Source organism: Flavobacteriales bacterium (genome assembly GCA_016699575.1).
Taxonomy (GTDB): Bacteria; Bacteroidota; Bacteroidia; order Flavobacteriales_F; family PHOS-HE28; genus PHOS-HE28.
In genome coordinates this window covers 627821-641225 of sequence record CP064979.1, presented here as the reverse complement: position 1 = coordinate 641225, position 13405 = coordinate 627821, and the positions used below count along the sequence as shown (strand labels likewise).

Genomic DNA, 13405 nt, shown 5'->3' with positions numbered 1-13405 from the left:
CATCAAACATAGGCTCACCAGCGCCTCACTCCACTACAAACCTCCTAACGCCCTCTTGGGCACCGAACCGCACCGTGCACTGGTACATGCCCGGCGACAAGTCCCGCAGCTCCACGCGATTCAGTTGGCTCCAGGGCGCCACGCTCTCGCGGTGCACCACACGGCCATCCAGTGCTACCACCTCCAGCATACCGCTGGTGGGTTGTGGTGCGTAGGTGATAGCAAAGGCACCTGCGTTCGGGTTGGGGTACAAGCTCAGGTTCAAGTTCTCCGGCTGCTCCACCAACCCCACATCCAAGCTGTCGCACACGCTGCCATCCAAGGCGCCCAAGTGGTAGTTGGGGTGGTTGGGGAGGGAGTTGAACCAGTAGGTGGGGAGCGTAATGGCATGCTGTTGAATGCCGCACGCGGCCCCAAGGCTGTCCGGGTAGTTGATTACGTGCAGCTTGTCGGTACCGTTGCCCGTACTGATGTAGATCCTACCGTCAGGTGCCAACTGCGCGGCATTGAACAACGTTGCTAACGGCGGTCCCGGTGAATATGTGGAGTCCCACTCAGCAATGTGCAGAATCGACGCAGCAATATCAGATGCCTCCATGTCAACTTGATAGACATCGTAAACGGAAGAGACATAGAGGAATCGGCCGCTCGGTGAGAATGCAACACCAGCATTGCCATTGTAGTCGTTGATGTCGATGTGCACATCGTCGCTGAAAAGGCCTGTGCAACGGTCCACGGAAAAAATGTCCAAGTCCGAAACGCCCCAGTAGTACGCAAACCTGCTTCCGTCGGCGGAAAAGGCCGTCCGACCTGCATCCGACGGACGAACGACACCGATCGTTTGATCGCTGGGGCCTGCAATACCGCTCGGAGTAACAAGGAAACGCCAGAACCTGTCGGTGTTGACCTCATGGGCGTACACCCACCAATCCCGCCCATTGCCATGGCGCACGGCTGCCAGCTTGCCGGGCTGAATGGCTGCGTTAAGAACCACCTCGTTCTTCTGGACAACTTCTCCAGATCCTCCGTTCAAACCCATGTCGATGGTGGTAACGTACAGATAGAACGTAGTGGAGGTCTGCAGGTCATCCACCGTGCAATGGAAAAGGTAGTAGCGTTCGCCATCTCCGGGATCCGGAATGATCAACGCTGCTTGGGGTATTTGAAGGGCCTCGGGATAATTGTCCGTGTAGTCGCTGGGCGCCAAGCCACCGCCGTTCGGCATTGTATCGCCATTCTGTATCCCCACGGTCGCGCCATTTGTGAAGAAGAGCAAATTGCCAGAAGCATCGGTGATGTTGGCGGATGTCCGCCCCAAATCAACCACGCGGCTAGGCTGAGTGAATATGATTGGTGTTCCGCTTGAGAACTCAATATCCGAACCGCCCCAGGGCGCTCCGAACCATGTGTCATAACCGCCCTGCCAAAGATTGTTGAGCCCTTGGGCTGGAGCCAACTGGCTCCAGCCCAGGACTACAACAAACGCGCATCCGACTCTATAGCACATCGTGACGACTCTCCGGGTTTGAGGCATACTTCGCTTAAAAGATGGTCACCGTTCCGAGTTCCCGAGTTCCTTCATCCATGATCAATGACCATTGGTACAGGCCTTGTGCCAACCCGGATACATCCATTTGTGCCCGCCCGCTGTTGATGCTCTGCCTGCCGACCTCCTGCCCTTGCACGTCGTAGAGGACGATGGTCCCGGTGTGCTCTTTCGTGTCATCCAGACCGGTCAACATGAAGTTGAGCAATCCATCGCGGTTAGGATTGGGGTAAACCACAACATGCTGCCCGCGCGCATCAGCATCCTTAACTGCAAAGCCTGAAGCCACACAGATCAACGCATCATCGAAGTCCATTTCTTCATCGATCAGCGTGTACATGGAACGGGCTTGATACACTGGATTGCCGCCAAGAAGCGGGCACTGGCTGGCAATGGACAACAACGTCGCTTCTTGCGAAGCATCGAAGACCAAGCCTTCCCCTGACACCGCTATGGTGCTGAGGTAGATCTCGTTCACCGCTTTGGCGTTCTGCTCAATGAGTTCCGTGCTCGCCAGCGCTGCCGCACCGTTTTCGAGCAGCATGGCCTCAACTGCTCTTGCTGCATCCAGATTGGCCATGGCCGTGGTGTTGTAAGTATTCAAGTTCTCAATGTTCTGCTGCCAAGACGCGATACTGGCCTGCAACGCCGCCTCCTGCGCTGGGCTAAGCCCGCCCGTGGCCAGTTGTTCCATGGCGGTTTTCACTTGGAGCAACAGCGCTTCAATAGCCAATTCGTTCTGCTGTACGCTCGCCAGCACCGGACCAGGTACCTCGTACAACTCCTTCCGGGGCTGCTCAACATCTTTCAGGCCATCGGCCACACTGTTCTCCATCAGCGTTACGAAGTCAGCGGTGTAAGGGCTGCCGCTGTAAAGCGCGGGGTCCTTGAGCAACGCCAAGTAAAGTTCATACGCCAAGGTCAACCGTGTTTCATCCGTGTAAATGCCATTCTCGATGCTGCCCAACATCACAGCTTCGTCCATGATCAATGACCGCTGGCCGCCTCCGCCTTGGAAGTTAACTGAAGGGCATTGTGGCATGATAGTACTACACTCATCATTTGGGTCGGGGGTAGTTTGGAACCAGTCCGATGGCTCATAGTTGTTCGGCCAGCAGAGCGGGTTGCCCAAATTTACGGTCATCACGTCCAAACCGGCTGAGGTTGTATTCCATCGTGCATCGCGAAACGTCGCCTGAACATTCCAAATGTTACCCTTATGGAGCTGCCCACCAATAAGCGCCCCTTGTGTGAGTTCCAACCCGATGTTGTGCGTGCCGAAGTTGTTAGCGGTGAGGTCCAGGCCGGGCGTCCAGCCGTTGAAGAGGATGCCGTGGAGGATGTTGTCCACAGAGTTGCACGCCAAGTAGTTGGTGGCGCCCAGGCTGTGGCGTATGCCTGTTTGGGTGAAGTGCGACACAGGCCACAAGGCCGACCAAGGTGGTTGCCCCACCACGTTCTGGCCGAACACCGTGTTGCATGTCACCCGCGTATCGGTGCAGCCCCTGAGTTCGATGCCACCGCGATTGACCTGCTGGGAGAGCATGGCCACGGTGTTCTCCGACACCAGGTAGTTGCTGGCGCTGTTCAGCGACATGCCCCGCCAAGCGCCCCGGCAATGCAGTTGATTATTGCGGATCTCACTGGCACTATTGGTGCCGTTCATCTCCTGCACGTTGATGCCGGGGAACATGACAAGGCCATTGGAGCCGTTGAGCCCGAAGTGCAGTTCGTTGTCGTGCACCGAAAGTTGGGCAGCCCCATCGTTGAAGCGCAGGTCGATGGCTGAATGCTGCACATTGATGTTGTTGGAACTGATGTCAATGAGGCGGCCGCTGCTGAACCGGGCCGTGATGCCGGTGAGGGACATGGGGCCTTCCACCCGGCATTGCTGTGCGCGCAAGCCCATGCTCTCGGTCCAAACGGACGTGCGGCAATTCTTGAAGGTGGCTGTGGCGTTCAGCGCTGTGCCTAGGCCTTGCAGCTTCAATCCGTAGAACCCGCTGTAGCCGGTGGAATAGATGGCCGCGCCCTGGTGCTGGTTGTTGCCGTAGGTGAGGTCGGGGATCATATCCTCGAAGCGGGTATCGGCCACCGTGAAACCGACGTTGCCCGTGGTAATGCCATAGTTGAGGTGCTTGAACAAGATATCGCCAGCCACCGGGGTGGAGGAGATGTTGAGGTAAGTTCCGGAAGCATCGATGCCGGCATAACCTATGGAGCCGGGCACGGGCAACTGGCCGGGATAGGGATCCTTCAGGCCCGGTGCCAGCGTACGGAACCAGCATCCTGGAATGCTCAGGCTCACCGAATTCCAACACCCGTTGCAGGGCTTCTTGATGTAGATGCCCGTATAGTTGTTGATGAAGCCGCACTGGTAAGCCGATAGAAGGGTTCCGTCATCCAGCCATGCACCATACTGCGCATCGGCAACGCTCGATGTCTTCCATCGCAGCCGTGCACCGTCGGTGGCGTGTATGCCCTTCCACATTTCTTCGCACGAGTTGATATGGGTGTCCCACATGTCCATGTAGGCACCATTGCTCACGATGATCTCCGCTCCGGTTGCCGTGCGAACGGTGCAGTTCACCAGGTTGATCGAGGCGTCGATGAACCACTGGCCCTCCACTTTGATCTGCTCGTTCGTGAAGAGGGTTATGCCCATCTGCAAGGCAGAGGTGCCGTCGGGGATGGTGATGGTGGACGGGCAGCAATCGAAGGAGAAGCGGGAGAGGAAGGCTCGCTGGTACTGGGGTAGGCCATCGTCCCAAATGATATTACCGTTGCCCGCATTGTGCGCGATGTTATCCCCTGCCCCGACAGGCGTGAACGAATCACCGCAGATGGCCGCCGTTCCGGGATCGTCCGCCGAAACATCCATCACCCAGTCGTTATCGCTGCCGCCGTAGTACGTCCTGTGCAAGATGCTGCCGCTACCGCCGAGGTCTTCGACCTCAATGAGATAACCATCCACGTAACCCCCTCCGAAGATCTCTTGGTGGGCATTCGGTTCTGAGAATTCTCCGGCATTGCAGCTCGTCGTTCCTACAGCCAGGATCGTTCCCGCGCAGGTGACGGACAAGGCTGAGATATTGCTACCGCAAGCCGATGGTGTTGACGGTAGATCCAGAAGCGGGGTCCAGAGATCCACGGGGTTCAATGGATCGTTCTGGATGCAAGCGATGATGCCATCGCTATCGACGAAGTCCGACTGGCTCCATCCCAGATAGATGTTGTTGGTGGGGGCGATGGCCAACGAAGCACCGAAGCCGACCCACGGAAAGAAATTCCCGCCATCGTCCAGTTGTGTTCCGTGCCAACGGGCCCAGTTCAACGGGCCATTCTGGGAGAACGATGAGAGCACAAGGTCCGATCCAACACCATTGCCCGGTGGGCCGTTGAACGAGATACCAAGGTCACTGCCAAGAGCAGACGATAGAAGAAATGCGACCATGACCGGCTCGCCGTTCTGATCCACGGCAATGTCCAGTGGATATGTTCCTCCGAAAGGACACCCATTGTACCAGCTCATCCAATCGATGCCGGTTTCGTTGTACCGTTGAATAAAACCGCCCCCCACTCCACATGATGAGAGCTGATACGGGCTGAACTGGGGTGCTGAGTACGACGGCGCGATAACCGTTGATGCTGCAGTACCGCCCACATAGCAACGCGTTCCGACGAGTGGCCGGTGATCCAACGCGACGGTATTGGCAAAGTCCTGGCATGTACCGCCTATATAGGTTCCGTAGGTCCTGGAACCAGTGTTTGCATCAAAGTACATCAGGAATCCGTCCATCCCGTTCTGAGTGCACAAGGTGTCGTTCGCTATCCCCAAGTCGAGCGTTTGTGCGGTCGTTCCTATGCCTGTTTGGGATTCGGTCCAACCCACCACGGCCACGATATCATTTGTAGCATCCATGTCCATGACCGCGTCCGTTCCGGTGCCGCCATGGACCGCGCACCAGTTGAGGTCTGTCGCTTGAAGTCCACTTCCTGTGTCGGTGAACTTCGCGACCCAGACATCTTCCAAAGCACTGTAGGTCGTTGTGGTATTGAGTATTAGCTCCCCGCCCCAACAACTGCCCGCAGCGAACACTACACCTTCTGCATGTGCCCTAATTGCGCGGCCGCTGTTGCCATTCGGCGGGCAGAACCACGTCCCCCACTCGATCAAGCCGATCGGATCCACCACCAACGGCCCCTTCTGTTCCTCACCTTCCATCCTGAACCCCACTGACCGGTTCGACCCCGCGTAACCCACCTTCACCCTTTCGCGCCCACCGTTCTTTTCCGAATACGCTTCCGGCACGCGCTCCACAAAACGCCCGAAGGGCAGTTCGCACGTCAACTGGTTGCCGTCGAGCTTGGTGCTTGCGGCTTCCAAGCCAGTGACATCAAAACGCACATCCGCCAAGTCGCCTGCGGCGCCCACCACCACATCGTACTTGCATTGGCCATCGGGGGTGATGGTGAAGACGAGGTCCACACCAGGGAAGGCGTTCTTGTAAAGCAACTTCTCATACACCATCGGCACGATCTGCGGCCCGCCTTGGTGGTCGGGGTAGCTGATCTTGCTCTTGGTGCCTTCTTCCGCAAACAAACGTGCCGAGGTGCTTGAGTTGAAGATGTACTCGATGCGGTGCAGCCCCACGCGCAGTCCCTTGCGCTCTTCAGGCTTCTTGGTGCGGTGCGCGGCGAGCGTGTCCTTGTGCACATAGCTGATCTCCTACACGAAACGATCGGCCAGGAAGGCGATGGAGAAGTCGGGGCCTTGCCAGCGGTACAATAGTTCATCGGCCACCTTGCCATCGGCCTTCTTCACTTGTCCCGCATTGGCAACAATGCCGCGCGGCCGTATGAGGTCGCCCAGTTGTGCTTGCACCAGAGCACCTGCCAGCAGGCAGATGACCAACAGGAATGAACTGATCATGGCTCAGGGGTTTAGGGTATAGTAAAGGAACAACTATTTCCTCAGGTATCACATCCGCACGGCCCTTGTCCCTGGCTTTCAACATTCCGCCTTGCGCCTTGCGCCTTATGTCTTGAGTCTTGAGTCTTGAGACTTGAGACTTGGATCTTGAGACTTGTTCCTCCCCCTCCCCACCACGCCCTCCACCCAAACACATCCCTTGTCCATATAGTGGAAGGTGTCTTCGAGCGGCACCATGCGCCAGTGGTGTTCGTGGCGGGCGCGCCAGTAGAGCTGGAAGGAGTGGCCGGTCCAGGTGGCGCTTTCGATGGGCACGGCCCAGCGCACGCGCACGGTGCGGCGGCCGCCCACGGTGCAACGGGCGGGGTCGCGCGGCACGCAGCAGCAGTAACTGAAGACCGGTCGCGGGTGGCGCACCAGGCGCTCCAAGGCGGTGAGCCAGTAGGATTCGGGTGCGGGCGCCAACGGATAGAAGAACGCGAAGAGCTGGTGCACGGGTCCCAGCGGCGGTGGCAGCAGGGTGCCACGGCCGGGGCGCGCGCGGCGCCATGGGTCGGTGCTGCCTTGTGTCCAGCACGCCAGGGCACCGCGCTGGGTGGCCGCGCAGGGCATTTCCAGGAGAACACCGTCCACCTGTTGCATCGTGGCAAGCAGGTGCGCACGCACGCGTTGTGCAATACCCAGTTCAGGGTAGTGGTGGGGGCATTTCGGCGGCGTGCGCACCGGATCTACCCGATCCAGGGTAGGCGCTGGCGGTTTTCGCGGCTGCGCGCGCGGTTTTTGCGTTTGCGCGGATCGTTCGCGCAACTGCATGTACCGCATTCGCTGACGCAAACGCGACGAACGCATCCGCATGTGCGGCATTCGCTAACGCAACTGCGGCATTCGCCAACGCACTTGCGCCGAACGCGACCGCACTTGTGGCATTGGCTAACGCAACGGTGGTATTGGCCAACGCACTTGCCACGAACGCGATCGCACACGGGCCATTCGCTAGCGCACCTATGGCATTCGCTAGCGCACTTGCGGCAGTTGCTGGCGCAAAAACGGCGAATGCATCAGCGTTCACCACCGTTCGTCACGCCGCGCGGGCTCCGGCATCCGCCAAACGCGTGCGTGCGCCGGGGCGAGAGAAAATAAAGTTTTCCCAGTGCGGGCGCGCCTTAGCGGGGTTATGAACAGGGTGTGCGGTCAACAAGGGGTAACGGCCCTTCGTTGAAACCCCCGGCCAGCGGCCCCGGCAGAACGGACGGGACCACCGAGCGGAGCCAGAGTAAACCAGAAGCACTCGAAGACGAAAGGAGCGGGAACCCCAAACCAACAGAACAATGGCAACAAGGAACCTCATCAAAGCCGGACTACGCGGAGTGAAGACCTCGGAGCTGGTGGACAAAAGCGCCTACGTGGAAGCGAAAATGACGGGCAACGTCAACTTCGTGAACGCGGTGCCCACCATAGCATCCATCACTGCGGCCCGTACCGCCCTCAGCGCTGCCTTGGAGGCAGCAGTGAGCGGCGCGCACGAAGCCATAGCAGTGAAGAACGAGGCCGATCGCACGCTGCGTTCGTTGCTCACCCACTTGAGCCGCTATGTGAACGGCGCCAGCAATGGCGACGTGGACGTGGCGGTGAGCAGCGGGTTCGAGCTGGTGAAGCCCAAGGACCCCGTTGACAAGCTGGAGGCCCCGGTGAACGTGAACGCTGAAGCGGGCGCGTACGTGGGGTCGGTTGACCTGCGCTGGAAGAAGGTGCGCGGCGGGCGTGTGTACAATGTGTACATGACCGCTGGCGATCCCAACCTGGAAACGGGTTGGAGCATTGTTGACGTGGTAAGCGCCAGCAAGTGCACCATCCAGGACCTGGAACCCGGCCGGAACTACGCGTTCCGCATTGCTGCCCTGGGCAGCCCGGGCGAAGGCCCCACCAGCGAGTTCACCGGTTGTCGCGCGGCCTGAAGCTGCACCCCCTGACTTGCACACGTGCGCCGCACCCACTGCGGCGGAGGCAGCCAACCACTGCGCTCGACATGCTACCAAGGCAACGCCCCACCGTTCGGGGCGTTGCTCGTTTTTTGGGGAGGCGCAGCTGCACGGTCAGTAGAGCTCGATGGGCGAGAAGGCCCTGGCCCAAGAGGAACCCGGCAATAGCCGTGCGCTTACTGCGCGCGCCGCGCTGCGGGTACATTCGCCCACTGCCACCCCATGCATTTCAACAAAGTCTCCCGTTCCGTCCTCACCTCCCTTGTGCGCATCGTCGGCAACGAGCACGTGCACACCAGTGAGGAGAAACGCGCGCACTACGGTCATGACGAAACCGAGGACCTCAGCTTCCCGCCCGAGGCCGTGGTGCGGCCGCGCACCGCAGAAGAAGTCGCGGAGGTGTTGCGCGTGTGCAACGAGCACCACGTGCCCGTAACGCCCATCGGCGGGCGCACGGGCCTCAGCGGTGGCGCCCTCAGCGTGCACGGCGGTGTGGGCCTTGCGCTGGATCGCATGGACAGTATCCTCTCCATCGACGAGCGGAACTTGCAAGTGACCGTGGAGCCCGGCCTCATCAACCAAGTGCTGCAGGACGCTGTTACGCCGCTGGGCCTCTACTACGCTCCCGACCCAAGCAGCAAAGGCAGTTGCACCATCGGTGGCAACCTGGCCGAGAACGCCGGTGGCCCGCGCGCCGTCAAGTACGGTGTCACCCGGGACTTCGTCCTCAATCTGCAGGTGGCGCTGCCTACCGGCGAGCTCATCTGGACCGGTGCCAACACCCTGAAGAACGCGACCGGCTACGACCTCACGCGCCTTGTCGTGGGCAGCGAGGGCACGCTCGGCATCATCACCAAGGCCGTCCTGCGCCTGGTGCCACTGCCCAAGCACACCAAGCTCATGCTGGTGCCCTTCAACCATGCGCGCAAAGCCTGCGAGGCGGTGAGCGCCGTGTTCCGCGCGGGCATTACGCCCAGTGCGTTGGAGTTCATGGAGCGCGACGCCATCGATTGGACGTTGCAGCATGTGGAAGGCATACCGGTGAAGGTGCTGCCAGGCGTGAAGGCGCATCTCCTCATCGAGGTGGACGGCAACCACGAGGAGGCGCTGATGAAGGACTGCGAAGCCATCATCGCCGTGATGGAAGCGCACGATTGCGGCGAAGTGCTCTTCGCAGAAAGCAGTGCTGACAAGGACGCGCTGTGGAAGCTGCGCCGCAGCGTGGCCGTTGCCGTGAAGGCCAACAGCGTGTACAAGGAGGAGGATACCGTGGTGCCGCGCTACGCCCTGCCCGACCTGCTGGAAGGCGTGAAGCGCATCGGTGCACAGTACGGCTTCCGCAGCGTGTGCTACGGCCACGCCGGCGATGGCAACCTGCACGTGAACATCATCAAAGGGCAGTTGAGCGATGAGGCGTGGGAGAAGGAGCTGCCGAAGGCCATCCGCGAGATCTTCAGGCTCACCGTTTCATTGGGCGGCACGATCAGCGGGGAGCACGGTATCGGCCTCGTTCAGCGCCCGTACATGGACATCGCCTTCGACCATGCGCAGCTGCAACTGATGCGGGGCATCAAGCAGCTCTTCGACCCCAACGGTATCATGAACCCTGGGAAGGTGTTGCCCTAGTTGGTGCCCAAGCGGTCCACGAAGGTGCGCACCACCGCATCGTTCCGGTATTCCAAATGGCGCAGCAGGGTGCCGTCTGGTCCCCAAAGCTTGCTTGTGCCGTGCCGAACACCGTTCACGTAGTCGTTCTCCACGTTCAGCACACCGTTGGCGTAATACCGCCGCCATGTGCCTTGGGCCACGCCGTGCACGTACTGTCCCACCGTCCGCTTGCCGATGTTCAATGTGTCGCGTTGGTTCCAACGCCAGGCGGTACCATGCTCCTTTCCATCGATGAACCAGACCAGCGAAGCCGGGTGGCCATCGGCATAGCGGGTGATGCGTGGCCCGTTGGCCACCCCTTCAGCGTAAAGCGCTTCCCGCACCGCCACTTCCTTGATCCTCTCCACCGACCAGCCGTGCAGCTTTCCGGCGGCGTAGGCTGTCGTGCCCAGCGTGTCTCCGGTTGCGCTCCGCCACACCCAGGTGCCTTCCTTAAGCCCGCGCGCGTAAGGCCCCTCTTTCACGGAGCCATCGGGCAGTGCGATGCGCGCAAGTCCCTGCCGCACATCACCGGCCCAGCGCACCACGGTTTGCGCGGCCCCTGCCGGGGCCTTTGCCACCCGGGCAACGGGCTCATCCGTGCAGCTTACGGCCTGACAGGTCGCAAGGAGGAGCGGAAGCAGGGAGGGGCGCACTGTGCAAAGTTCGCTGATGCCCCTGCCGGGTCATAAGCCCCGCGCCGTTTATTTGCGGCCAACTTCACAAGGCATGAATTCGAAGAAACTCATCGGTTGGGCGTTCTGGTTGGTGGGCATCCTGTGGCCCATGAGCGCCGGTCTCCTGGAAACGGAACACGTGGGTTTCCATGACGACGGTTCGTACAACAACACGAAGACCCTCTGGAGCTTCGTCGGGTTCGTGGGGTGCATGTTCGCGGGCTACCTGTTCTACGATGCTGGCAGCAGCAAGCTCACGGAGGACGGCCACGGCCACTGAGCCGTTCAACCCCGCTTGGGGCGGTGCAGGGTGAACACGCGGCTGATGTTGAAGCCGAAGTGGATGTCACCGGCTTCCCAGGCCCCCACGGTCTCGGTGATGAAGGCGCGCTCGAACAGGCCCGTGCTGTTGGTGAAGTGCAGTTGGAAAACGTGCCCCCCGGTTTCGATGTCGAAGCCCACGGCCAACGAGTTCTTGTATCCTGCGTTCTCATCAGCGGCCAGCTCGGCCGCGGTGGGTTGCGCCAATTGGTCAGGTAGCACGTAGTAGTACTCTCCCGTAACGGCCACGCGTTTGCTCAGCTTCACACGCCCGGCCACGCCCATGTTCATCACGTCGTTCTCCTCTTCATCGTACTTCACCAGGTTGCGGTGCACCACGCCGGGCATCAATTGAAGGGTGAAACCCTCGCTGAACTTGCGGCCGATGAGCACCTGCCAGGAGTAGGCGAGCCGGTGGGTGAAGTAGTCCGTTCGTCCTTCGCCGTACCAGGGCACCTTGTCGGCATCGAGGGTGGTCATGGAGCTTGCTGCTACCACGGACAGGGTGATGGGCATGCCGCAGCCGCTCTCGCACTGGCGCAGGACCTTGAACTTGACATGGCCGTCGATGGTCTTCTGGTAGCCGCTGCGGCCGATGCCGATCTGCAATCGGTCCGTGATGCCGTAATCGAAACCGAGGCGCACGGTGGCACCATCAAGGCCGAAGAACTCGCCGATGCCGCCGTTGATGAACCCGAACCGGTGGCCGATGCGGAAATCCAAGACGCCGTGTCCGGTGTTCTCGGTGCTATGGCCGTTGATCACCCGCGTGCTCTTCCAGGCCGCCGTGCTGTATTCCTTTTCCGCCGTGCTGTCGTTGAGCATGGCCAGCAGGTCGTCCTGCGCCATGACAGGAGCGGAGAAGAGCGAGAGCGTAAGGAAAGCGAAGTGTTTCATGGACGGTGGGTGAATGAACAAGCCCCGGGCGGGGCTTGTCCAATGGTTGGTTGGCTTGGGTTAGGCGGGCAGGTAGTCCAGCCGTACTTCGATCTTGATGTCCTTGGCGATGTTGTCCTTCACCATGCCCGGGATCTTGATGTTGTAGTCCTCGGGCTTCACGCTGAAGTCGCACGAGGCTTCCACCTGTCCGGTCGGTGACACCACGATGGTGCCCTTGGTGGTCACGGGTTTGGTGACACCGTGCATGGTCATCTCGCCGGTCACGGTCACTTCGTAGGTGCCGGCCTTCTTCAGGTCGCCGGGCTTCACGCCTTCCAGCTTCCCTTTGAAGGTGGCCTTGGGGAACTGGGTGCTCTCCATGTAGTTCTCGTTGAAGTGCTCCTGCATCAGGGCCTTCTCGAACTCGAAGGATTTCACCAGGACGACGAATACGATCTCACCTGTGGTGGCATCGAGAACGCTGCTCAACTTGTTGTTGTGCGCTTCGATCTTCTCCATCGGGGTATCACTGAAGAAGGCAACGTTTCCGCTGCGGGTGGTCCAGCGCTCTTGGGCGCTGAGGGTGAAGGGCAGCACGAAGGCTGCGCTGAGGATGATGTTCCGGGTCTTCATGTTCGTTCTGCTTCTCTATTGCAATGCCAACTTCATTCCACGATCGCACAACGCGAAAGTTCGACTTCGATCCCGAGCAGCTCTTTTGCCCCGGATACTTCACCTCGTATCCGCACCGGGGTTGCCACGCGGGTCATTGGGGTACTTGTGAAGGTGCATACCACTACATCGTCCGCGGCGCCTACGCCCAGGTAAACGATATTGCCTTCAATGCTCTTTACCGTGCCCACCACCTCTACCACCTTGCCCACATACTTGGTGTTCGCGGCGTTCTCATCGGCCACGAAGTCAGCCACCAATTGTTCGGCATTGAGCGTTGCGGCAGCGCTTTCTTCCGCGGTGCTCTCCACGCCCCGGTTGTATTCGCGGTAGGCATACCAGCCGCCCACGGAGGCGGCCACGATGCCCAGGATGAGAATAGCCCGTTTCGGTGTCATGTTCAGTCGGCCGTAGCCCCGTTGTTCACCCAAATGGTGAGTTGTTCAAGCTGGCAGGAGCTCAGCGAAAAGCTCGGAGGCATGGTCTTGCTCACCAGCACGATGGAGGTGAAGTTCCCGTTGTCCACTTGCGCCTTCACGTTGGCGTACTGGGTGAAATCGCCCGGGCCCGTTCCTCCGCTCACATGGCAGCCGGAGGTGGCGCAGTTCCCGTCTATGATGGCCTTCACTGAGCCGCTCCACGAGACGTTTGCCGTGTCGCACACGGTGCCCGGGTAAAGCAGCTCCTCTTTGTCGTAGTAGCAACCGGCCAACAGTAGCAGGGCCGCGAAAAGTATCGGCTTGCGCATCCC

At 60.0% G+C, this 13405-nt stretch carries 12 protein-coding genes; 3 read left to right on the top strand and 9 right to left on the bottom strand.

The window, feature by feature from the left end; all coding sequences use genetic code 11:
• Nucleotides 1–25: 25 nt before the first annotated feature.
• From IPJ76_02785 to IPJ76_02770, 4 genes are all read right to left on the bottom strand, one after another.
• Entirely contained in the window at nucleotides 26–1276 is a 1251-nt protein-coding gene (locus IPJ76_02785; GenBank protein ID QQR87173.1) for a T9SS type A sorting domain-containing protein, read from the bottom strand.
• Nucleotides 1277–1541: 265 nt separating this feature from the next.
• Entirely contained in the window at nucleotides 1542–6263 is a 4722-nt protein-coding gene (locus IPJ76_02780; protein ID QQR87172.1) for a T9SS type A sorting domain-containing protein, read from the bottom strand.
• Between the two features lie 12 nt (nucleotides 6264–6275).
• Nucleotides 6276–6479: a hypothetical protein gene (locus tag IPJ76_02775; protein QQR87171.1), complete on the bottom strand. Its 204-nt coding sequence runs from the start codon at nucleotides 6477–6479 to the stop codon at nucleotides 6276–6278.
• Nucleotides 6480–6584: 105 nt separating this feature from the next.
• On the bottom strand, nucleotides 6585–7202 hold the full coding sequence (locus tag IPJ76_02770) for a hypothetical protein (GenBank protein QQR87170.1): 618 nt from the start codon (nucleotides 7200–7202) through the stop codon (nucleotides 6585–6587).
• Between the two features lie 605 nt (nucleotides 7203–7807).
• Between IPJ76_02770 and IPJ76_02765 the strand changes: the two genes are divergently transcribed.
• Together IPJ76_02765 and IPJ76_02760 are read left to right on the top strand one after the other, a co-directional pair.
• The gene (locus IPJ76_02765; protein QQR87169.1) at nucleotides 7808–8434 is read left to right on the top strand and encodes a fibronectin type III domain-containing protein; all 627 of its coding nucleotides are present in this window, start codon (nucleotides 7808–7810) and stop codon (nucleotides 8432–8434) included.
• Nucleotides 8435–8680: 246 nt separating this feature from the next.
• Nucleotides 8681–10084, top strand: coding sequence for an FAD-binding protein (locus tag IPJ76_02760; GenBank protein ID QQR87168.1), 1404 nt, complete (start codon nucleotides 8681–8683; stop codon nucleotides 10082–10084).
• Here IPJ76_02760 and IPJ76_02755 read toward each other — a convergent pair.
• Nucleotides 10081–10761 (bottom strand): hypothetical protein, encoded by a 681-nt coding sequence (locus tag IPJ76_02755; GenBank protein ID QQR87167.1) that lies wholly within the window; start codon nucleotides 10759–10761, stop codon nucleotides 10081–10083. The genes IPJ76_02760 and IPJ76_02755 overlap by 4 nt on opposite strands.
• A 73-nt stretch (nucleotides 10762–10834) precedes the next feature.
• On the opposite strand from IPJ76_02755, the gene IPJ76_02750 reads away from it, so the two are divergent.
• Nucleotides 10835–11062 (top strand): hypothetical protein, encoded by a 228-nt coding sequence (locus IPJ76_02750; protein QQR87166.1) that lies wholly within the window; start codon nucleotides 10835–10837, stop codon nucleotides 11060–11062.
• A 5-nt stretch (nucleotides 11063–11067) separates the two neighbouring features.
• On the opposite strand, the gene IPJ76_02745 is transcribed toward IPJ76_02750, so the two are convergent.
• From IPJ76_02745 to IPJ76_02730, 4 genes are read right to left on the bottom strand one after another with little or no spacing between them, the layout of a single operon-like run.
• Nucleotides 11068–12000, bottom strand: coding sequence for a hypothetical protein (locus IPJ76_02745; GenBank protein ID QQR87165.1), 933 nt, complete (start codon nucleotides 11998–12000; stop codon nucleotides 11068–11070).
• Between the two features lie 60 nt (nucleotides 12001–12060).
• A complete protein-coding gene (locus IPJ76_02740) occupies nucleotides 12061–12615 on the bottom strand; it encodes a YceI family protein (protein ID QQR87164.1) in 555 nt (184 codons plus the stop codon).
• 32 nt (nucleotides 12616–12647) lie between these two features.
• The gene (locus IPJ76_02735; GenBank protein ID QQR87163.1) at nucleotides 12648–13052 is read right to left on the bottom strand and encodes a hypothetical protein; all 405 of its coding nucleotides are present in this window, start codon (nucleotides 13050–13052) and stop codon (nucleotides 12648–12650) included.
• Between the two features lie 2 nt (nucleotides 13053–13054).
• A complete protein-coding gene (locus IPJ76_02730; protein QQR87162.1) occupies nucleotides 13055–13402 on the bottom strand; it encodes a hypothetical protein in 348 nt (115 codons plus the stop codon).
• Nucleotides 13403–13405: the final 3 nt, after the last annotated feature.